At 54.8% G+C, this 22282-nt stretch carries 21 protein-coding genes; 16 read left to right on the top strand and 5 right to left on the bottom strand.

All coding sequences use genetic code 11. From position 1 onward, the window contains the following. The first annotated feature begins 117 nt into the window (after window positions 1-117). From COO92_RS00285 to phoB, 6 genes are all read left to right on the top strand, one after another. Complete coding sequence (locus COO92_RS00285) at window positions 118-1149, top strand: PstS family phosphate ABC transporter substrate-binding protein (protein ID WP_101298902.1); 1032 nt, start codon at window positions 118-120, stop codon at window positions 1147-1149. Between the two features lie 400 nt (window positions 1150-1549). After that, complete coding sequence (pstC, locus tag COO92_RS00295) at window positions 1550-2929, top strand: phosphate ABC transporter permease subunit PstC (protein WP_101298906.1); 1380 nt, start codon at window positions 1550-1552, stop codon at window positions 2927-2929. Then, entirely contained in the window at window positions 2922-4271 is a 1350-nt protein-coding gene (pstA, locus tag COO92_RS00300; protein WP_101298908.1) for a phosphate ABC transporter permease PstA, read from the top strand. The genes pstC and pstA overlap by 8 nt, the downstream gene beginning before the upstream one ends. A 1-nt stretch (window position 4272) precedes the next feature. After that, window positions 4273-5076: a phosphate ABC transporter ATP-binding protein PstB gene (gene pstB / locus COO92_RS00305; RefSeq protein ID WP_101298910.1), complete on the top strand. Its 804-nt coding sequence runs from the start codon at window positions 4273-4275 to the stop codon at window positions 5074-5076. Window positions 5077-5099: 23 nt separating this feature from the next. Next, window positions 5100-5822 carry a phosphate signaling complex protein PhoU gene (gene phoU / locus COO92_RS00310; protein ID WP_101298912.1) on the top strand — a complete coding sequence of 241 codons (723 nt, stop codon included), beginning with the start codon at window positions 5100-5102 and terminating at the stop codon, window positions 5820-5822. Between the two features lie 17 nt (window positions 5823-5839). Continuing rightward, window positions 5840-6538, top strand: coding sequence for a phosphate regulon transcriptional regulator PhoB (gene phoB, locus COO92_RS00315; RefSeq protein ID WP_022730938.1), 699 nt, complete (start codon window positions 5840-5842; stop codon window positions 6536-6538). 197 nt (window positions 6539-6735) lie between these two features. Here phoB and COO92_RS00320 read toward each other — a convergent pair whose 3' ends face one another. Continuing rightward, window positions 6736-8499: a cation:proton antiporter domain-containing protein gene (locus tag COO92_RS00320; protein WP_101298914.1), complete on the bottom strand. Its 1764-nt coding sequence runs from the start codon at window positions 8497-8499 to the stop codon at window positions 6736-6738. Window positions 8500-8777: 278 nt separating this feature from the next. Between COO92_RS00320 and COO92_RS00325 the strand changes: the two genes are divergently transcribed. From COO92_RS00325 to COO92_RS00350, 6 genes are all read left to right on the top strand, one after another. Next, a complete protein-coding gene (locus tag COO92_RS00325) occupies window positions 8778-9740 on the top strand; it encodes a calcium/sodium antiporter (RefSeq protein ID WP_101299960.1) in 963 nt (320 codons plus the stop codon). A gap of 94 nt (window positions 9741-9834) precedes the next feature. After that, a complete protein-coding gene (locus tag COO92_RS00330; RefSeq protein WP_101298916.1) occupies window positions 9835-10605 on the top strand; it encodes an SDR family oxidoreductase in 771 nt (256 codons plus the stop codon). A 57-nt stretch (window positions 10606-10662) separates the two neighbouring features. After that, a complete protein-coding gene (gene folB, locus COO92_RS00335; RefSeq protein ID WP_022730942.1) occupies window positions 10663-11148 on the top strand; it encodes a dihydroneopterin aldolase in 486 nt (161 codons plus the stop codon). Between the two features lie 463 nt (window positions 11149-11611). Further along, the gene (uvrC, locus tag COO92_RS00340; RefSeq protein WP_420823333.1) at window positions 11612-13525 is read left to right on the top strand and encodes an excinuclease ABC subunit UvrC; all 1914 of its coding nucleotides are present in this window, start codon (window positions 11612-11614) and stop codon (window positions 13523-13525) included. Between the two features lie 150 nt (window positions 13526-13675). Beyond that, window positions 13676-14227: a CDP-diacylglycerol--glycerol-3-phosphate 3-phosphatidyltransferase gene (gene pgsA, locus COO92_RS00345; RefSeq protein WP_022730946.1), complete on the top strand. Its 552-nt coding sequence runs from the start codon at window positions 13676-13678 to the stop codon at window positions 14225-14227. A gap of 28 nt (window positions 14228-14255) precedes the next feature. Next, a complete protein-coding gene (locus tag COO92_RS00350) occupies window positions 14256-14711 on the top strand; it encodes a molybdenum cofactor biosynthesis protein MoaE (protein ID WP_101298920.1) in 456 nt (151 codons plus the stop codon). Window positions 14712-14720: 9 nt separating this feature from the next. Here COO92_RS00350 and COO92_RS00355 read toward each other — a convergent pair whose 3' ends face one another. The 4 genes from COO92_RS00355 to metX form a co-directional block, all read right to left on the bottom strand. Further along, window positions 14721-15008 (bottom strand): hypothetical protein, encoded by a 288-nt coding sequence (locus COO92_RS00355; protein ID WP_101298922.1) that lies wholly within the window; start codon window positions 15006-15008, stop codon window positions 14721-14723. 13 nt (window positions 15009-15021) lie between these two features. Next, complete coding sequence (locus COO92_RS00360; RefSeq protein WP_101298924.1) at window positions 15022-15867, bottom strand: hypothetical protein; 846 nt, start codon at window positions 15865-15867, stop codon at window positions 15022-15024. Window positions 15868-15986: 119 nt separating this feature from the next. Continuing rightward, window positions 15987-16640, bottom strand: a complete 654-nt coding sequence (gene metW / locus COO92_RS00365; protein ID WP_101298926.1) for a methionine biosynthesis protein MetW — start codon at window positions 16638-16640, stop codon at window positions 15987-15989. Between the two features lie 4 nt (window positions 16641-16644). Continuing rightward, window positions 16645-17805: a homoserine O-acetyltransferase MetX gene (metX, locus tag COO92_RS00370; RefSeq protein WP_206186334.1), complete on the bottom strand. Its 1161-nt coding sequence runs from the start codon at window positions 17803-17805 to the stop codon at window positions 16645-16647. Window positions 17806-18259: 454 nt separating this feature from the next. On the opposite strand from metX, the gene COO92_RS00375 reads away from it, so the two are divergent. From COO92_RS00375 to COO92_RS00390, 4 genes are all read left to right on the top strand, one after another. Next, window positions 18260-19153 carry a chorismate mutase gene (locus COO92_RS00375; protein ID WP_101298930.1) on the top strand — a complete coding sequence of 298 codons (894 nt, stop codon included), beginning with the start codon at window positions 18260-18262 and terminating at the stop codon, window positions 19151-19153. Window positions 19154-19205: 52 nt separating this feature from the next. Next, window positions 19206-20303 (top strand): histidinol-phosphate transaminase, encoded by a 1098-nt coding sequence (gene hisC / locus COO92_RS00380; RefSeq protein WP_101298932.1) that lies wholly within the window; start codon window positions 19206-19208, stop codon window positions 20301-20303. A 1-nt stretch (window position 20304) separates the two neighbouring features. Continuing rightward, the gene (locus COO92_RS00385; protein ID WP_101298934.1) at window positions 20305-21270 is read left to right on the top strand and encodes a prephenate/arogenate dehydrogenase family protein; all 966 of its coding nucleotides are present in this window, start codon (window positions 20305-20307) and stop codon (window positions 21268-21270) included. Window positions 21271-21357: 87 nt separating this feature from the next. After that, window positions 21358-22239, top strand: coding sequence for a DMT family transporter (locus COO92_RS00390; protein WP_101298936.1), 882 nt, complete (start codon window positions 21358-21360; stop codon window positions 22237-22239). The last annotated feature ends 43 nt before the right edge of the window (window positions 22240-22282 follow it).

The raw sequence follows: 22282 nt of genomic DNA on the forward strand, positions 1-22282 counted from the left end.
ATGCGTTGTCACATAAGCTTAATAAAAGCGACACAATACCGTAAGCACCCAGCGGTAGAGTCCGCCTCGCAGATCGTTGCACCGTTCCGAAGTGGAACAACCATTGGGGAATATACCATGAAGAAGACTCTTGCTGTTGCGGCGCTGATGAGCGTTGCCTTTGCTGGCGCTGCCCAGGCACGTGACCAGATTCGTATCGTTGGTTCGTCCACCGTGTTTCCTTTCGCAACCGCAGTTGCAGAAGAATTCGGTAAAACCACCTCTTTCAAAACTCCGGTTATTGAATCAACCGGTTCTGGCGGTGGTCTGAAGCTGTTCTGCGCTGGTGTCGGCGAACAGCACCCGGACATCACCAATGCTTCGCGTCGCATCAAGAAGTCCGAAATTGAAAAATGTGCTGCTAACGGCATTTCGGAAATCACCGAAGTTAAAGTTGGCTACGACGGTATCGTTCTGTCGAACTCCAACGAAGCTGAGCAGCTTGACCTGACCAAAGAGCAGATCTTCCTTGCTCTTGCTAAAACCGTTCCTTCGAAAGACGGCAAATCACTGGTAGACAACTTCTACAGCACTTGGTCGGAAATTGATCCGAGCTTGCCGGACGTTAAAATCGAAGTTCTCGGCCCGCCGCCGACCTCCGGTACCCGTGATGCCTTCACCGAACTGGTGCTTGAAGAAGCTTGTGAAGAATTCCCGGTTATTGCTGAACTCGAAAAAACCAACAAAGACCAGTTCAAAGCTGTCTGCGCTGGCGTTCGTGAAGACGGTGCCTATGTCGAAGCCGGCGAGAACGACAACCTGATCGTTCAGAAGCTTGAAGCCAACAAAGACGCATTTGGCATCTTTGGTTTCTCCTTCCTTGATCAGAATGGCGACAAACTTCAGGGTTCCCTGATCGGTGGCGTTGCTCCGACCTTCGAAGCAATCTCTGCTGGTGATTACCCGGTTTCGCGTTCGCTTTACTTCTACGTAAAGAACGCACACGTCGGCACCATCCCGGGTATCGAAGAATATCTGGCTGAGTTCACTGCGGACAAAGCTTGGGGTGACGAAGGTTACCTTGCTGATCGTGGTCTGATCCCGATGGATGCCAAAGAGCGTGAAACAGTTCGCAACGCTGCGATGAATCTTTCGCCGCTGAGCATGTAACGTGATACTTCAACCGGTGGCGGCATGGGTCGCCATCGGTTTCTTTGTTTTAAAGCATGTTGTACTAAATCAGGTTCACTTTGTTTGTTTTTGGCGTGCCGTTTGGCAAGGCACAGCGCGCAAGAGCGATGCGGCGCATCGGTCAAGCGGTGTAACGCCGCGAAACGTCGCCAAAAACAAACCCTTGGGGCCGGAGCAGCCATCCGCCCCGCAGCGTCAACGCCCTTGAACGTAGCCCCGCTACGCTCTGCGGACCTTTCCTTGCCGGACAGAAGGCTGTCTCCGGCAAAGTGGATCGGATTTAGTTCAACATGCTTTGACTTGATTAATTTATTGTTTTTGTCCTATTGGCCTTTCGATGTGATTTCTGCAGGCCCACCTGGCAAACGGATTTAAAGTAATGTCCCTGTCTTTCCTGTTGCTCGCGGTTGCCGCACTTTGTGCGCTGTCCTTTTATTTTGGACGTCAGCGGGCGATTGCCCTGTCGGGTGGTCGGTACAGTAACCTGCATTCCTTGCCCGCCCATTACGGCATGTATGTCGCTTTGTGGTGTGGTCTTCCTGCTTTGTTGCTGGTGATTGTCTGGCATGTTTTTCAAGGGTCGATCATCGAAGCGATGATTATCTCGGACCTGCCCGCCGAAATCACAGGCGACACCGGGAAACTTTCGCTTGCCCTGAACAGCATTTCACTGATTGCAGCGGGCAACGGACAACATTTGTCCGTCTCGCCCGAAATCATTGACGCCGGGCGGCGTTTGGCAAGTTTGCAAACCATTGCCAATGCGGCACTGGTTGTTGTGATGCTTGCGGTTGCCACGACCGGGATTGCGTTGTCCTATCGCAAGATTGATCCCGACATGCGTGCGCGCAACAACGTTGAGCGCATTTCACGCTGGATCATGATTACCTGTTCGGCGATTGCGATCCTCTCAACGGTGGGAATTGTCTTTTCGCTTATGTTCGAAGCGATACATTTCTTTAGCAAAGTCAGCCCGCTTGAGTTTCTGTTCGGCCTTGAATGGAGCCCGCAAACCGCGATCCGTGCGGATCAGGTTGCATCGGACGGGGCCTTTGGTGCCATCCCGCTGTTTGTCGGGACGTTGCTGATTACCCTGATTGCGATGGCGGTGGCAGTGCCGGTTGGTCTGTTTTCAGCCATCTACATGGGGGAATATGCCTCCTCGAAATTCCGTGCAGTTGCCAAACCGGCCCTTGAAATCCTCGCAGGCGTTCCGACGGTTGTGTATGGCTTCTTTGCTGCCCTGACCGTTGCCCCGTTCCTGCGTGACAATGGCGCGATCCTTGGTCTGGATGTCAGTTCGGAAAGTGCGCTTGCTGCCGGTCTTGTGATGGGGGTCATGATCATCCCCTTCGTCTCCTCGCTTTCCGATGACGTGATGTCTCAGGTGCCGCAATCGCTTCGCGATGGGTCATATGGCCTTGGTGCGACAAAATCGGAAACCATCCGTCACGTGATTTTCCCCGCAGCCTTGCCCGGTATTGTCGGTGCGGTTCTGCTGGCGGTGTCGCGTGCGATTGGGGAAACCATGATTGTGGTGATGGCCGCCGGGCTTGCCGCGAACATGACGGTCAATCCGCTGCAGGCGGTAACCACGGTAACGGTTCAGATCGTGACCCTGTTGGTCGGCGATCAGGAATTTGACAGTGCAAAAACCCTGTCGGCCTTTGCGTTGGGGCTGGTTCTTTTCCTTGTCACCTTGGGCTTGAACGTATTTGCCCTTAAGGTTGTTCAGAAGTATCGCGAGAAATATGACTGATATGGCATCTCTTATGGAAGATAGAGCCGCGGCCAAGGTAATCTCGGACAATCTGCACAAGCCGGTTGACTGGGACAGCCCGAAAATTGCCCGTAACATCAAAAAACGTTACGCCGCAGAACGCCGCTTCAAATTTTACGGTCTCAGTGCAATCGGCATTGCGCTTTTGGCACTGTTTGTTCTGGCCGGGTCGATTGGGTCCAAAGGCTACTCCGCCTTTTTCCAGACCTATGTCCAGCTTGAAGTGACCTTTGATGCCGCCGAGATTGATCCTGACGGCACCGGTGATCCTGCGGTGATCGGCAAGGCCAATTTTGATGGCCTGATCAAACAGGCCCTGCGTGACCGGTTCCCCGAAGTTACATCGCGCCAGGCCAAACGGGATCTGTACGGCATCGTGTCAGGCGGGGCATCCTATGACCTGCGCGAACGCGTGATGGAAAATCCCGGCCTGATCGGTCAAACCCGTAAGGTCTGGCTGATTTCCGGTGACGATTTCGACATGCTCAACAAAGGCTATATCAGTGCCGATGTTGACGAAGGCAGCCGTCGTCTCAATGACGAGGAAATCGCCTGGTACGACAGCTTGAAATCGGACGGTGCGGTGGAAAAGCATTTCCACACCCGCTTCTTTACCAATGGCGATTCCCGTGAGCCGGAACTGGCAGGCATCTGGGGGGCAGCTGTTGGTTCGCTCTATACCCTGATGGTGACCTTGGCACTTTCTTTCCCGATCGGGGTGTTTGCAGCAGTTTATTTGGAAGAATTCGCACCGAAAAACCGCTTTACCACGATTGTTGAAGTCAATATCAACAACTTGGCCGCCGTGCCGTCGATTGTGTTTGGTCTGCTCGGTCTTGAGGTCTACCTCAATGTCATGCATCTGCCGCGTTCCGCCCCGGTTGTCGGTGGCTTGACGCTGGCCCTGATGACATTGCCGACGATTATTATCGCCTCGCGTGCCGCGATCAAGGCCGTACCACCGTCAATCCGGCAGGCCGCCCTTGGCCTTGGCGCATCCCCGGTTCAGACCGTCACCCATCATGTGTTGCCGCTTGCAATGCCGGGTATTCTGACCGGGACGATCATTGGCATGGCGCAGGCTCTTGGCGAAACCGCACCGCTTTTGATGATCGGCATGGTTGCCTTTATTGTCGATATTCCGGGCGGGGCGCTGGATCCGGCGACGGTTCTGCCGGTGCAAATCTATCTTTGGGCCGATAGCCCGGAACGTGCCTTTGTCGAAAAAACCTCGGCGGCCATCATGGTGTTGCTGGCCTTCTTGGTCCTCATGAATGGCTTTGCCGTGTATCTGCGCAAAAAATTTGAACGGAAGTGGTAAAATGGCTGCTGTATCCCAGAGCGCAATGACGGCACAGCCGTCGGTCGCAAGTCCGAAAATGACGGCCCGTGACCTTAATCTTTCCTATGGCGACAATCAGGCGCTGTTTGATGTCAATCTTGACATCGTCGAACGTCAGGTCACCGCGCTGATCGGCCCGTCGGGTTGTGGTAAATCGACCTTCCTGCGCTGCATGAACCGCATGAACGACACGATTGACGGTGTGACGATCAAAGGCGAAGTCACCCTTGATGGTCGCGATATCTATGACAAACGCATTGACGTTGTTCAGCTGCGCGCGCGCATCGGAATGGTGTTCCAAAAACCAAACCCGTTTCCGAAAACCATCTATGACAATGTGGCTTATGGCCCGCGGATCCATGGTCTGGTCAATTCGCGCGATGAGCTTGATCAAATTGTGATGACCTCGCTCGAACGTGCGGGCTTGCTTAAGGAAGTCAAAGATCGTCTTCAGTCACCGGCAACCGGTCTTTCCGGTGGGCAGCAGCAGCGCCTGTGCATTGCCCGTGCGGTTGCCGTCAGCCCGGAAGTCATCCTGATGGATGAGCCGTGCTCGGCACTTGATCCGATTGCGACCGCCAAGGTCGAAGAATTGATTGATGAATTGCGTTCGAACTACACGATCGTGATTGTGACCCACTCCATGCAGCAGGCTGCACGTGTGTCGCAACGCACGGCTTTCTTCCATCTTGGAAAGTTGGTTGAAGTTGGCGAAACCGATCAGATTTTCACCAACCCCAAAGACGAACGCACCAAGGGTTACATCACCGGCCGCTTCGGTTAAGCGCCCGCAGGAGAGTGATTTAAATGGCTGACGAAAAAACACATATCGTGAGTTCGTTCGACGAGGAACTGACCCGTCTGAACAACATCATCTCGCAGATGGGCGGGCTTGCGGAAAGCCAGCTGATTTCTGCGATCCGATCCATCGTCAAACGTGATTCCGAACTGGCTGAAAAGGTCATTTTGTCGGATCACCGTATTGATGCACTTGAACAGGAAGTTCAGGATTTTGCTGTCCGTCTTCTGGCCCTGCGTCAGCCGATGGCAGACGATCTGCGTCAAGTGGTGACAACCCTGAAACTGTCAAACGATCTGGAACGGATTGGCGATCTTGCGAAAAACATCGCCAAGCGCGCCCAGGTCCTAAACCAGATTCCGCCGATCCGCCCGGTTCAGGTCATCCCGAACATGGCCCGTCTGGCACAGGAAATCATCAAGGACGTTCTGGACGCCTATATCGAAGGCGATGCGGAAAAGGCACAGCGTGTCTGGGCCCGCGATCAGGAAGTCGATGACATGTACAATTCGCTGTTCCGCGAATTGCTGACCTACATGATGGAAGATCCGCGCAACATTACCGCATCGACGCACATGCTGTTCATTGCCAAAAACATCGAACGGATTGGCGACCATGCGACCAATATCGCCGAGACGATTTACTATCGGATCAAAGGCGAAGACCTGCCGACAGATGGTCGGCCAAAAAACGATGCAGCAAACTTTGCTGTTGTCGAACCGAATGAGTGACACTGGAGCATAAGAAGATGGACCCAACGGTTCTAATCGTCGAGGACGAAGCCGCAATCGTGACCATGTTGCGCTACAACCTCGAACGTGAGGGGATGCAGGTTGTCGAAGCCGGGGACGGTGACGAAGCGTTGAAAATCATGGCCGAAACCCATGTTGATCTGGTTCTGCTGGACTGGATGTTGCCTGTCATGTCGGGGATTGAGGTCTGCCGTCAGATCCGCCGTAAACCTGAAAGCCGCGATGTGCCGGTGATCATGGTGACCGCGCGCGGCGAAGAAGGTGATCGCATTCGCGGCCTTGATACCGGGGCCGATGATTATGTCACCAAGCCGTTTGCCATTGGCGAATTGCTGGCCCGTATTCGTGCGCTGTTGCGCCGCTCCGGTCCGGCGCAACCACAAGGGCAGTTGATCTATTCCGATATCGAAATGGATCTCGCCGCCCACCGTGTCAGCCGCAATGGCAAGGCCATCCATCTGGGTCCGACGGAATTCCGTCTTCTGCGCTATTTCCTTGAGCATCCGGGCCGGGTTTTCTCACGCGAACAACTGCTTAACGCGGTCTGGGGCCCGAACATCTATGTCGAAACCCGCACAGTTGATGTCCATATCCGCCGTCTGCGTAAGGCGCTTAATGACGTCAAGGGCACGCGCGATATCATCCGCACCGTGCGTGCCGCGGGCTATGCACTGGATTCAGAAACCGCTGCGTAAAACCATGTCATGATGATCCCCCACTGCCTGAAACAGTGGGGAGAATTCAGACACAGAGTTTCAACACAGCATCGCTCCCCGAACTCTCATCTCCCCGACCTGTCATCCCCCCAGATCGTCATCCCCGCGCAGGCGGGGATCTCGTGACGCATGCGGCAACCTAGGAGATGCGGGCATCACGATGTACCAAACCAGGTCTATGAAACAGGTGGAACGGTCCCGGATTTATCCGTTTTCTTGGCGTCGGCGGCCTCGGCCTTACGGCGCTGCGTGCGCGGCGCCAGTTCATTCATCAACAACATGTCTGCGCGCCGGAACTTGGCGATTTCCGCATCAATTTCTTCTTGCGGCACATCGCAGGCCGCCAACACATGGTCGGACAACCGCAACCCGGTTTCAAGCACCTCTGGAATGGCGGCATCCGCCCCACTGCGCGATAGTGGCCCGATATGGGTAATGTCCTGTGCGCGGGCAAAGATTTTCAAATGCGGATAGTAATGACGGAGCAGGGCTACGGCTTTTTCGGTCGCATGCGGGTTCCCCAGGGCAACGACCGCAATTTTTGCTTCATCAGTGTGTGCAGCCCGGAATGTTTCCGGTCGTGACCCATCGGCAAAATACACCGGCAATCCTTCGGCCCGCCCGCGTGAAACCTGCAAGGCGTCGCTATCAATAACCACATAGGGAATGTTGCGGGTTTTTAACAGTCTCGCCAAAACCCGCCCGACACGTCCGCACCCGATGACCAGAACATGCTGCTGGAACCCGTCGGTTTCGGCTTCAATCGGGCCAAGCTGGTCGTCTTCTTTCGGATGGAGCTTTTCTTCAATGCGTTGCCCGACGGTCATCAATGTCGGGGTCAGCGCCATCGAAAGCGCCACCACCGGGATCATCACCGCGACAAGATCGGGCGCAATCGCCCCATTTTGTGCGGCGAGTGCCAGCATGACAAAGGCAAACTCGCCGCCTGCGGCCAAACTCATGCCAACACGCAACGCCGACCCTTTTTCAAAGCGGGCCATCAATGCCAGAACGAACAAAAGGGCGGTCTTTGTCCCAATCAGCGCAATCAGCCAAAGCACAATGGTGCCAAACTGGGTAAACACAATATCGGCATTGACCGACATGCCCACCGACATGAAAAACAGCGACAGGAAAACACCGCGAAACGGGGTGATGTCGGCTTCGATCTGATGACGAAATTCGGTCTCAGCCAACATCACACCGGCGATAAATGCGCCAAGCGCCATCGAAAGTCCGGCAACTTCGGTGAGCGTGCTGGCGGCGAGCACCACAAACAATGTGCCAATGGCAAACAGTTCCGGGTTTTTAAGAAGCGCGATATAGCGAAACAGGCGCGGCAACAAATAGCGCCCGATCAGCAACAAAATGCCGACCGCGCCAATCCCGGTCAGAATGCTGACCCACGGGCTGGTTTCGGTTCCGGCATCGCCGGCTGCCTGCACCATGATCAGGAACGGGCCAACCGCCACATCCTGTATCAGCAAAATGGCAAGGGCCGCACGCCCGAATTTGGTATGGAGCTGCCTGTCATCTGAAAGCTGTTTTAAAATGATCGCGGTGGAAGATAAGGCCAAGGCACCTGCAATCACCACCGCACTGGGCACGCTAAAGCCAAGGACGGCCAACCCGGCAAACAGCACCGCCATCGAGACGCCAATTTGAAACAGGCCAAGCACGGCAAACCGCCCGCCAATCACGCGCAGACGTTCGCGCGACAGCTCCAGCCCGATCATGAACAACAAAAACACAACGCCAAGTTCGGCAACCGTTGCAATTTCCTGACGTTCATTGATCAGTCCGAACCCGAACGGGCCGATGCAAAAACCGCCAATCAGAAATCCGATGATGGAATTTGCCCGCAACCGATGGGCAAGCGGCACGGCGATCACCGCCGCCGTCAGGATCAGGAAAAGCTCGAACAGAACGCCGTGATGCATGGTTTGATTGGGTCCAACACGCGGTTAAATATATGAAATTACCAAGAATACCAGAATAGCGAAAATAACCCCGCACGTCTCATGGAAATCTGATCGACAGGTGGCGGGCCCCCGCATCACGGCAGAATGTGTGACATTGATGGCTTTGATGCATGGGGACGTGATTGTTGTGACAATTGTCATGTCCTGATGACTTGCCATTCATCTTGCGGAATGCCATGTTCCGCGGGCCCAGCTGGGTCCGAATTAACGATATAATCAATACGAGCAAACACATCTTGGAACAGTTGATCCCTTATCTTCAGATTATCGCCGGTCTTGTCCTTTTGACCGCGGGTGGCGAATTCATCGTTCGGGGGGCTGTTGGCCTTGCCCTTTTGATGGGGGTGTCCAAGGTCATTGTCGGTCTGACCATCGTGGCGGCGGGCACATCCGCGCCGGAATTTGTTGTATCGCTGAACGCATCGCTCAAAGGTACTGCCGATATCGCGATGGGGAATGTGGTTGGATCAAATATCGCCAATATATTACTGATCCTTGGGGCCGTGGCCTTGCTTAAACCTATTGCAGCAGGCCGTGTAACGGTTGTGCGCGATGGCGGGGCGATGTTGCTGGGCACGCTCTTGTTTATCGGGCTGTGCATGTTTGGCGTGATTGAACGCTGGGCCGGGGCGGTGATGCTGTGTGTGTTGGTCGCGATCTGGTACTTCACCTATAAGCACGACAAAAACATGCCCAGCCACGCCAGTAACCTGCACGAAGAAGAGGTCGATGAAGTCGGCGAGGTGCCCTCGGGCTGGTTTAAGCCGATCATTGCAACCGTGATCGGGATTGTCGCCTTGATGTTTGGCGCAGAATGGCTGGTCGATGGTGGTGTGACGGTCGCCCGTGAGTTTGGTGTCTCCGAGGCGGTAATTGGCCTGACCCTTGTGGCTTTTGGCACATCCTTGCCCGAACTTGCCGCATCCATGGTTGCCGCATTCCGCGGGCATTCCGATGTTGCGCTTGGCAATGTGTTTGGCTCAAACCTGTTGAACCTTCTGGTGATCATTGGCGGCGTTTCGCTGATCACGCCGATACCGGTTCCGGCCCAGATCCTGGCGTCGGACATTTGGATCATGCTGGCGGTGACGGTTGCCCTGTTGCTGGTGACGTTTGCCTTCCGCAAACTGTCGCGCAGTGCCGGTGTGGTTTTCGTGATCGCCTATTTTGTCTATGTCTTCCAACTGGTCGCGGCGTAAAAGATGGGTGGGGTGCGGTATTGGCCCCCAAAAACATCTGATGCAAAATAACGATGCCATGAAGTTTGATGTGACATAACGGGACGATGCCAGAATGACGGATCATGTGCCAAAAACTGTATTGATTACCGGTGCCGCCAAACGCATTGGCCGCGCACTCGCACTTGATCTGGCGAACAACGGCTATGACCTTGCGCTGCATTGCCATCATTCGCGCAAAGATGCCGAACATCTGGCCGATGAAATCCGCGCCCTTGGGCGACGCGCCTGCGTGATCTCGGCTGATCTTTCCAGCGAGGATGATACCCATCGCATCCTGCGCGAAGCCAACGCCGCCCTTGGCCCGATTGGCATTCTGATCAATAACGCATCGACCTTTGAATATGATGATGTCAAAAGTGCAACGCGCGAAGGCTGGGACCTTCATATGGAAGCCAACCTGCGCGCACCCTTTGTCCTAAGTCAGCAATTTGCCAAACGCCTGCCAGACGAGTGTCAGGGCCTGATCATCAATATGATTGATCAACGGGTGTGGAATCTTAATCCCCATTTCATGACCTATACCCTGTCTAAAGCAGGTCTTTGGACCTTGACCCAGACCATGGCACTGGCATTGGCACCCAAAATACGTGTCAATGCCATCGGACCGGGCCCGGCATTGCCTAGTACCCGACAAACACAGGAAGTTTTCGATCAGCAATGTGCTAAAACACCCCTGAAAGTTGGGACAAACCCGCAAGAGATTTGCGACGCGGTTCGATTTTTCCTTGCCGCGCCGGCCATCACCGGGCAAATGTTAGCCCTTGACGGCGGGCAGCATCTTGATTGGGCGCCCAGTGGCGACGATGACACGCCAGAAGAATGATGTCGGATGCGGATCTGACATCTGGCCGCAGATAGCAGCACAAGGAAGACCGGAAATATGACCGCAGGCCTCAAACAGGACGCCAAGATTACCACGTTGCCCTTTGCGGATTTGTCCCATACGGACCTCCGCCAAACGGACTTGCCGGGTACAGACGTGCCCGATACAGACTTGGCTGTCAGCCTGCGCCGCGTCTTTGTGCGCGATATGGTGATGCATACCTCGATCGGGGTCTATGATCACGAAAAGGAAGCCCCCCAACGTGTGCGGATCAACCTTGATCTGGCAGTACTCGAAGGCGACGGGGTGCAGAATGATGATATTTCCACCGTTCTGAGCTACGAAGATCTTGTCGTTGGCACCCGACGTATTTGTCAGGATGGTCATGTGAACCTTGTGGAAACACTTGGGGAAAAACTGGCCGACATGTGTCTTGCCGACAGACGCGTGCGCAAGGTGATCGTTCGGGTTGAAAAGCTCGACGTCTTTGAAGACGTCAGTGCGGTCGGTGTCGAAATCGAACGCCATAATATCGCCCGCTGATAACAGCCCCGATCAGGCAAAAAATTTACTTTTTCACAAACTGCGACCATGGGACTCTGTGATTCCTCTAGGGCGAATCGTGTTTGTCCTTATGCACAAGCATTTGGCAGGTTGGAATCAAAGGGAAATATTCATTTTTTACGACTCTATTACCGAATGATTTCAGGTTGACAGTTTTTTTATTGTTTTAAAACAAATACTTAGTTGATTTGCTCAATATTTGGGCACTTCATAGAACGTTAAGACTCTCAAGGGGTGCAGACAATAGCCCCCGCATTACCCACATAGTTATCCACAGTCTTGGTGGACATCTTTTTTCCGGGGCGATTCCCTCTGTGCCTGTTGCGATGTTAATCTTTTCGGCTATGTTCGAAACGCCTGACGAACTGTGACAGCCGTCACAACTTTGGATGTATTTTCCTGACTTCGGAGACCCTTGATGAAGCCACCTGTTTCCTCCGACATGCCCGGCGGGGATGATGCCCCGAAACGGGAAATCGGATTGTCGCTTGATGGTGACACGCTCGAAGGTGGGGCCGCACGGGGTGTCGAGGCGATCAAGAATGCGCTTAAAACCATGCCGGGATCGGCGGGTGTTTACCGCATGCTTGATGACAAGGATCGCGTTCTATATGTCGGCAAGGCCAAGAACCTTAAAAAACGGGTGGTGTCCTATACCCGCATCATGCAGGTGCCGCTGCGCATCGCCCGGATGATTGCCCAGACGGTGCGGATGGAAATCATCACCACCCATACCGAGGCCGAAGCCCTTCTTCTTGAATCCAACCTGATCAAGAAACTCAAACCGCGCTACAACATCCTTCTGCGCGATGATAAAAGCTTCCCCTATATCCTGATCACCGAGCTCCATGACTATCCGCGCATCGTCAAACACCGTGGGGCGCGCGCCAAGGACGGCAGTTGCTTTGGCCCGTTTGCTTCCGCATGGGCGGTCAACAACACCATCAACCATTTGCAGCGCGCCTTTTTGCTGCGCTCCTGCACTGATGCGGTGTTTTCCAATCGGTCGCGCCCCTGTTTGCTCTATCAAATCAAACGCTGTTCGGCGCCATGTGTGGACCGCATTTCCAAGCCGGACTATGACGGGCTTGTTGATATCTGCCGCGACTTTCTGACGGGCCGCAGCCAGAATATCGTCAAGCAGCTTGAATCTGACATGCTTGCCGCGTCGGAAAAGATGGATTTTGAACAGGCGGCCATGTACCGCGACCGTATCCGTGCACTCAGCCAAATCAGATCGCATCAGGACATCAACCTCGAAGGTGTCGAAGAGGCCGACGTCATTGCCCTGCATCACGAAGGCGGGCAAAGCTGTGTTCAGGTGTTCTTTTTCCGATCTGGCTCGAACTATGGCAACCGGTCGTACTTCCCGCGCCATGAACAGTCGGCTGAAATCCCCGAAATCCTCTCGGCCTTTGTCGGGCAGTTCTATGCCGACAAACCCGCCCCCAAACAGATTTTCCTGTCGCACGAGATCGAAGGTCAGGAATTGGTGCAAACCGCCCTTGGTGTGAACAATGATCGCAAGATCGAATTGCTCGTGCCCAAGCGCGGCGGTAAGCGCAAGCTGGTCGAACATGCCCTGACCAATGCCAAGGATGCCTTGGGGCGGCGCATGGCCGAAAGTGCGACCCAGCGCAAACTGCTTGAAGACCTGGCTGATAAACTTGATCTGGAAAACACGCCCGAACGGATCGAAGTGTACGATAACAGCCACACGCAGGGTACGAACATGGTCGGCGGCATGATTGCGGCCGGGCCAGAAGGCTTCATTAAAAACGCCTATCGCAAATTCAACATCAAGGGCGACATCGCACCGGGCGATGACTTTGCCATGATGCGCGAAGTCCTGACCCGCCGCTTTGCGCGTGCACAAAAGGATGACCCGGATCGCGAAAACGGCACATGGCCGGACCTGTGCCTGATTGATGGCGGCTTGGGACAGCTCGGCGTTGCCAAGGCCGTGCTTGAAGACCTCGGCATTGAAGACGTCATGCTGGTCGGGGTTGCCAAGGGTGTCGACCGCAATGCCGGCAAGGAAGTGCTGCACATTCCGGGCAAGGCCCCGGTGCGCCTTGATATGAAAGACCCGGTGCTTTACTTCATCCAGCGCCTGCGCGACGAAGCCCACCGCTGGGCCATTGGCACCCACCGTGCCAAACGCGCCAAACAAATCGGCAAAAGCGTTCTCGATTCGGTGCCGGGTGTTGGCGGTGCCCGTAAAAAAGCATTGCTCCATCACTTCGGGTCTGCGCGCGGCGTCGCCGATGCGGGCCTTTCAGACCTTGAAGCGGTCGGCGGCATCAGTGCGGCCTTGGCGCGAAAGATTTATGATCATTTTCATGGTGAAAATTGATCATGTGAGCATTTGCTGAAGCTGCCACCCTTGTCACGGTACGCAAGTCTTGTGGTTGCGCGCACAACGCTTTAATACTTGCCCGTCATTGGGTCGGACTGAGCCCATAACCGCCGTCATCGCCATAAATACCTGCAAACAGGCCTGTTCATGAAAAACCAGATCCCCAATCTGCTGACTTTGTCGCGCATCGTTGTGATCCCGGCATTGGTGGCATCATTTTACATTGATGGCCCGTTGGGTAACTGGTTGGGCTTTGTGTTGTTTGCCTTTGCCGGTATCACCGATTTCTTCGACGGGTATCTGGCGCGCAGCATGAATGTGGTATCCCCGCTGGGTCGGTTCCTTGATCCGATTGCCGATAAGTTGCTGGTGGCCGCGGCCTTGATGATGATGGTGTCGTTTGAACGGATTGCCGGGTTTTCTGTGCTGCCGGCCGTGATCATCATGTGCCGTGAAATCATGGTATCGGGCCTGCGCGAACATCTGGCCGAACTCAAAGTGCCGCTGCCGGTCACGGTTCTGGCCAAATGGAAAACCACCGCCCAGATTCTGGCCATCGGGTTCCTTCTGGTAGGCGACGCGTCGCCTGACATGATCCCGTCTGTCCTGATTGGGGATATCCTGCTGTGGATTGCCGGTATTGTTACGGTTCAGACCGGATATCTGTATCTGCGGACCGGGCTTAAGCATCTCGACTAACACGAGACTGGATTAAAGGCAGGTCGCCATGACGCGTGTTTCCGTTCAGCAAGATGATTTTGATCCGGGCGCCGAGCTTGCGGCCCTGACCGATGGTCGAACCGACATCGGCGCGGCGGTCAGCTTCGTCGGGCTGGTGCGTGACATTCATGGCGGTGACACCGTGTCCGCACTCACCCTTGATCATTATCCCGGCATGACCGAACGCGAACTTGAAAAGATCGCCGATGAAGCCGGTAATCGCTGGGAACTTGATGGTATTCGCATCGTGCACCGGTTTGGCCGGATGGAACCTGGCGAACGCATTGTTCTGGTGATTGCCCTGTCGGCCCATCGCAGGGACGCGTTTGAGGCCTGCGATTTCGTGATGGATTTCCTTAAAACCCGGGCACCGTTCTGGAAACGCGAAGAAACCCAGAACGGCGAAAAATGGGTCAGCGCAAAGGCATCAGACGATGCCGATGCGGACCGGTGGAACAGCTAACTCTCCACCTTAAACCAGAAACTTGCTGACCAGACCGATGATCCCCGTGATGGCCGATTGCAGTTCGGCGGCATTGTTGATCTTGGCGCGCAGTCTGCTCATTTCCGCCAGATCGGCGTCAGTGACGGTCACAGATTGTGCAAGGTTGGCGGTTTGTAAGGCCACCAGTGCCGATTGCGCCTTTTGCACACTTTCTGACAGCGCGATTTTCTGATTGATATCGGCCGCATCATAGGCAGTTGCGATTTCGACATAGGCCTTTTTCGATTGTGCGATCAGTTTGTCGAGATTGGACATGGTTGATTTCCCCCTAATTGGTTGCGGTTTGCGCCAAGGCTGTGCCCTGCGTGATCAATTCCTGCGGGCTCATTTTGTTGATGTCACCGGCCAGCGAAATGCCCTGTTCAACCGCACTTAAAAGCGATGCGACATCGAGTTTTGCGTAAGTGTCGATCTGGTTTTGCAGCCGGTTTCCAAGGATGTTAGCGCTAACAAACTTGCGCAGGGTGTCGGTTTGCATCTGTTTTTCGGCCTCGGTCAAAGCCTGCCAATCTTGCCACCACAACTGATAGCGCAGCGTGTGTGCGTCCTGATCGTCGGTCTTATCAGCACGGATGGCATTGAGCTTTGCGATCAGCGTGCTGCGCTTGGCCAGCAACTGGGGTGGGTTTTTGGTGAAATCGCCGGTGATGGTGGCAAGCTGTGCACGCAGTTTTTCAAGGATCGGGCCTGATTGTGTGACGGCGGATGCGCCGAGTGCCGAGCCGGCTTCGATATTGTCGAAAATCGCGACAAACTGCTGATACTGCGTACGTAAACCCGACAGGGTGTCTTGCCATTTTCGTGCAACGCTTGGATCAATTTTGGCCCCGTCCGGATCGATCAGGACATCAATGTTCGATGCCGATACCGTGCCGGTGAAGTCGGTCATGTTGGTGACGAATTCATCGCGCTGTGCCGATGGGGCCTTGGAAAACGAGGAAAACTGCGCGTCATAGGCCGTGCCATAGCTGTCAAAGGCGGCTTGGGTGGCGGTGCCAAACTGGGTGACCGACAGTTTCAGGGTTTCCGCCTTTTGCGAGCAGGCGGCCAGGAAGCTGAGGGTGGCGACGATCAATGTCGTGCGGCAGATCTGGGAGAATTTTGAAGCTGTCATGTGGGCCCCGTCTGAAAAATGTGCCGTGGCGGCGACAGGACTCAGACGGGGAAATTGGCGGTTTGTGACAGCCAGAAACACAAAACTGATTAGTCAAAAAAAGTGATTAATCACCCGTATTATTTGCTGAGCATGAATAATGCCTGATTGCCAAAGAAATTGGCAAAGCGCGAATGGCTATCGATGCTGACTTTCGAGCCGCTTTCATTGAGCACCATGGAGCGTTCGATCTTGACCCCCATGTCATCGCACATGCCGACAAAGTCGCGCACGGTGCAAAAATGGATGTTGGGGGTTTCGTACCACATGATCGGCAAGTTGGGGTTTTGCGGCATCCGCCCGCGAAACATCAGATCAAACCGCGCCCGCCAATGACCGAAATTCGGGAAGGAAACAATCGCCTTATTACCAATGCGCAGCAGTTCCGACAGCACTTCTTTGGGGCGGTGGGTGGCCTGAAGCGTCTGGCTGAGGATGGCGTAATCAAAGGCCCCGTCGGGATAATCACCCAGATCGCGATCCGCATCGCCCTGCATCACCGGCAATCCTTGCGCGACGCAATTGCGCACCCCTTCGTTTGACAGTTCCAGGCCGCGACCATCGACTTTTTTGGTCCGCGTCAGATAGCCCAGAAGTTCACCGTCGCTGCATCCGATATCAAGAACCCGCGTTCCGGGTTCGACCATGTCGGCAATCAATTGCAGATCAACACGGATACGGTCGCTGTGCAGCGGGATTGCAGCACTATTTATATTTGTATGAGGATTGTTCATGGCGTTATTTCAGCCCCCGGATTTCGGCGGCACCGTCGATGAAACCGCCGAGAACCATGTGGAAGTCAGGTTCATCGAGCAGGAAGGCATCATGGCCCTTGTCACTTTCGATTTCGACACAGCTGACATTGCACGACGCGGCATTGAGCGCGTGGGCCAACTGGCGGCTTTCGGCGGTGGTAAAGCACCAGTCGCTTGAAAACGAGACGATGCAGAACCGTGTTTTACTGCCCTTAAAGGCATCAGCCAGCCGTCCGTCATAGTCAATCGACAGATCAAAGTAATCCATCGCACGCGTGATATAGAGATAACTGTTAGCATCAAACCGGTCGACGAAGCTTTTGCCCTGATGGCGCAGATAGCTTTCGACCTGAAAATCCTGATCGAAGCTATAGGTGATGGCACCACGGTTTTGCAGCTTGCGGCCAAATTTACGGTGCAGGGCAGGCTGCGACAAATAGGTGATGTGGGCTGTCATGCGCGCAACGGCCAAGCCGCGTGCGGGCTTTTTGCCCTCAAGCAAATAATTGCCGCCACACCAGTCGGGATCGGCCATCACCGCCTGACGGCCAACTTCGTGAAAGGCGATGTTTTGCGCGCTGTGGCGGAAGGATGTCGCAATCGGGGCGGCGGCAAAAACCCGTTCGGGATAGCTTTTGCACCATTCGAGCACCTGCATGCCGCCCATCGAGCCACCGATGACGGCAAACAGGCTACCGATGCCAAGGGCATCAATCAGCATGGTTTGGGCGCGCACCATATCGGCAATGGTAATCACCGGAAAATCCAGACCCCACGGTTTGCCGGTTTCGGGGTTGGTATCCTTTGGCCCGGTACTGCCAAGGCAGCCGCCAATGACGTTTGAGCAAATGACGAAATATTTGTCGGTATCAATGATTTTGCCAGGACCAACCAGTTCACGCCACCAGCCGTCCTTGCCCGTAATCGGGTGAACTTCATCGGCAACATACTGATCGCCGGTCAGGGCATGGCAGACCAGAATGGCGTTGGATTTATCGGCGTTCAGTTCGCCGTAGGTCTGATAGGCAATTGTGAAGGGGCCAAATTCAACACCGCTATCAAGGCGCAACTTATCGGTTTCCCCCAACACCATGTGATGGCCGGGAAGCGGTGCGCGCTTGTCTTTGTTGGCAACGGTGGACATAGATAATGGATTCCCTATTGGTCGGTCATTTTCCACGCAAACAGGTACGGCGTTGTTGTCATTTGTCTTGGTTTGCAGGAATTTCGCCTATCCTAGCTATGGAGCAACCCCGGTTTAGTCAATCTTTTCTTTGCATTTCTGCGGCCCTGCCGATAGAGCCCAACTGAAAATGCCAACACAGTTTGATGTGGTAAATTTCGGCCAATATCAACAGCTTCGTCGCACCGGATGTCGGTGACAATTTCACAAGGAAACCGCCGCACTGTGGGCGAAATGTAGCAAACCTTTCGGGGGCGTTGCGTATGGGCGATTTTGTCGTTGCACAGAGATTGCAGGGTGCCTAACCTTGCGATCCGTGTGCGCCTAAAAACCCCCACAAAATCAAAGCTTCAAACCGTGCTGGAATTTTCAGTTGGGCTCTTATACTGTGCGCCGTTCAAAAGATGAGTGGATTATGGCGTTAGACAACGAAAATTTGGCAAATCTTGACCTTGACGGGCTGCGCGGTGAAATCGATGACATCGATCAGGCGCTGCAATCGCTGATCATTCGGCGGACCAAGGTTGTGCAGGCGGTTGGCGCCTATAAGGACCGCGTGATCGCGGCCGGTGGCAAGGTAAAGGTACCTTATCGTCCGGCGCGTGAGGCGCGTATTATGCGCACCCTTGTTGATCGCCATGATGGTGCGTTTCCCAAAACAGCGCTTATTCAAATCTGGCGCGAAATGATCGCGGCGGGAACCCGTCTTGAGGCACCTTATACCATTGCACTTTGCCGCAATGCCGAAGGTCAGGATTGCTGGGAACTGGCACGTCTGAATTTCGGGTGCCTTAACGAGATTGTCGAGTTTGAGACCCCGCGCGAAGCATATGGCGCACTTGAAGAAGGCCGGGCGGCGGTTGGTGTGTTTCCCAAACCCGAATTTGGCGAGCCGATGCCATGGTGGACGCTTTTGACCGAACATAGTGCGGTCCGGGTTGTTTCCAAATTGCCATTTGGCGGACGCCCGGTCGGACGCGGCGAGCAAACCGAAGGTTTTGTTCTGGCGGCAATTGATCTTGAAGACAGTGGTGATGACCGAACCCTGTTCGTGGTAAGCCTGTCCAAAGAGATTTCGATGGATACGGCGCGCAAAAAAATTGCGGATGGCCTCAACGGATCGGCAATCCTTGGCTTTTCTGACGAAATCGCCGCAGATCGGCGTTTTGTTCTTGTTGATGTGCCGGGATTCTTTTGTAATCGCGCCGATGCGTTTCAAGCCACACTGGCCGAGCAGGGACTTAATCCCGAAAGCCTGCGTGTGGTCGGCGCCTATGCCGTGCCGATTTCGGAAGACGCACTGAGTTAAAATTCAAGGGTGGTTTCAATAAGCCATCACTTCCTTTGGGAGAATATACGTAATGTCTGCGCCCACCCCACGCCCCGGTATCCTTGAAATTTCCCCCTATCAGGGTGGTAAATCCAGTGCCAACAGCACGCAGCGCGTGATCAAACTGTCGTCGAACGAAGGCGCGCTTGGTCCGAGCCCCAAAGCCATGGAGGCGCTGCGCAATACCGCCAGCCGCCTGCATCGTTATCCCGATGGCGGGTGTGACTTGCTGCGCAAGAAGCTGGCCGAGAAATATGATCTTGAAATGGATCAGCTTGTCTGTGGTGCCGGGTCCGATGAACTTCTGACCCTGTTGATCCGTGCCTATGCCGGTCCGGGCGATGAAGTGCTGTATTCGCAGCACGGTTTCCTGATGTATCCGATTGCGGCCAAAGGGGTTGGTGCGGTGCCGGTGACGGCGGCGGAAACCAACATGACAACCAGTGTTGATGCGATGCTGGCCGCGGTAACGGAAAAAACCAAGATTGTCTTTGTTGCCAATCCGAACAACCCGACCGGGACCTATATCACCGACGGCGAAATGAAGCGCCTGCGTGATGGTCTGCGTGAAGACATCGTTCTGGTGGTGGATGCGGCCTATGCCGAGTTCATGACCGGTCAGGAAGATTATTCCGCCGGTGAAGAACTGGTCAAAGCGGGCAATAACACCGTGATGACCCGGACATTTTCCAAGATTTATGGTCTTGGCGGCATTCGTCTTGGCTGGTGCTATGCCCCGGTTGAGATTGCCGATGTGTTGCAGCGTCTGCGCAATCCGTTCAACGTGCCTTTGCCAACGCAGGAAGCCGGTGTTGCTGCCCTTGATGATGATGACTTCGTCAATGATTGTGTGCGCCACAATGCCGAGACGCTGGCGTGGTTCCGCGATGAGGTCAACGCGATTGGTGGCCTGACAGCGCATCCGAGCTATGGCAATTTCGTGATGATCGAATTCCCGGCACAGGATGGCAAAAACGCCGATGCCGCCAATGATTTCATGATGGCGCGCGGTGTGATCCCGCGCAAAATCGGGGCCTATGGCCTGTCGCAGATGCTACGTGTTTCAATCGGCACGAAGGAAGAAATGGAAATCTGCCTTCAGACCATCAAGGACTTTGTGAACCTGTAAAATGACCAAAACTGCATCCCAGCCGTTGTTTAACACTGTCGCCTTTGTCGGCATGGGCCTGATCGGCTCGTCCATGGCACGCCGTATCAAGCGTGATGGCCTTGCCAACAAGATTACCTGTGCTGTGCGGTCGGAAGCGACCCGCGACCGGGTGCTTGAACTTGGTCTTGCCGATGAAGCCTATTGCGACATCAAGGACGCGGTTGGCGATGCTGATCTGGTGATGCTGTGCGCACCGCTTGGTGCCAACGAGGCGATTGGCGCACAGCTTACAGGGGCCTTGAAAAAGGGGGCGATTGTTTCGGACGTCGGGTCGGTCAAACAATCGGTGATCCGTGACATTGCCCCGCAACTTGACGAAGGCGTGCATTTTGTGCCGGGCCACCCGTTGGCCGGGACCGAACATTCCGGCCCGGATTCCGGTTTCCCGGAACTGTTTGAAGAACGCTGGTGCATCTTGACGCCGGTTCCCGGTGAAAGCGAAGATGCCGCTGACAAGGTCACGGCCCTTTGGGAAGCGTGCGGGATGTATGTCGAACGCATGGATGCGGACCATCATGACCGCATTCTGGGGATTACATCGCATCTGCCCCATCTGATTGCCTACACGATTGTCGGGACAGCGACCGATCTTGAAGATGCGCTGCGTCAGGAGGTAATCAAGTTTTCGGCAACCGGTTTTCGGGATTTCACCCGTATTGCCGCGTCCGACCCGACCATGTGGCGCGATGTGTTTTTGAACAATCGCGAGGCGGTTCTGGATGTTCTGGGACGTTTTCAGGAAGACCTGATGGCGTTGCAACGTGCCATTCGCTGGGGCGAGGGCGACAAGCTGTTTGAGCTGTTTTCGCGCACCCGTGAAATCCGGCGCGGCATTGTTGATGCCGGGCAGTATTTTGCTAATTTCTCGGCCGAAGGTGAAGCACGCCAAAGCGATGAGACGGGCAAGAAAAAGACGGATGAATAAATAACGGATGGCCTGTGTTGTGCAGGTCACCAGTCGGTTTGATGATGTGCCCCAAATTGCATCATCAGCCGGACCAAGGGGATAGTCATGTCTGCCACCAGCCACCCGGCATTCGCACGGTTCATGCCGTTTGTGTTTGTGTTCCTGTGGAGCACGGGCTTTGTCGGTGCCAAATTCGGCCTGCCATATGCCGATCCGTTCGTTTTCCTGTTTGTCCGATTTGTCATTGTGCTGGTTTTGATGGTGCCGGTTGTCATCCTTATGGGCGCAAAATGGCCGAAAACCTGGCGCGAGGCGGTCCATATCGGGACCACGGGCGCACTGGTCCACGGGCTGTATCTTGGCGGGGTGTTCTGGGCGATTGATACCGGCCTTCCGGCCGGGCTGGCGGCCCTGATTGTCGGGTTGCAGCCGGTTGTCACCGCATCGGTCGTCGGGGCGATTTTGGGTGAACGGGTGTCACTGCGCCAATGGGGCGGTCTGGTGCTTGGCCTTGTCGGGGTGGCGCTTGTGCTGGTGCCCAAAATTGGCGACGGGGTTGGCATTACCGCATTTGGCATTGGGTTGGCGGTGGTTGCACTGCTCGCCATGACGGCGGGCACCCTTTATCAAAAGCGCTTTTGCACTGGTATGGATCTTTTGAGCGGCACAGTCGTTCAATATGTTGCGGCCAGTCTTGTTGTCGGGGTGATTGCGCTTATCAAGGAGCCGTTGACGGTTGAATGGAGCATGGACTTCATTCTGGCGATGGCGTGGCTTGTTCTGGTGTTGTCGATTGGGGCCATCATGTTGTTGATGGTTTTGATCAAACAGGGCGAGGCCACCCGCGTTGCCAGCATGTTTTACCTTGTCCCGCCGACGGCTGCGATGTTTGCGTGGCTTCTGTTTGATGAACAGCTTGGACTTTTGGGATTTGTCGGGTTCGGGGTGGCCGCACTCGGGGTGGCCTTGGTGATGATCAAGCGTTAGCCTGACGCACGGTTCATGGCATTGCGAACCCGAACATAGAAGA

Source organism: Thalassospira lohafexi, assembly GCF_002844275.1.
In the GTDB taxonomy this organism is placed as follows: Bacteria; Pseudomonadota; Alphaproteobacteria; order Rhodospirillales; family Thalassospiraceae; genus Thalassospira; species Thalassospira lohafexi.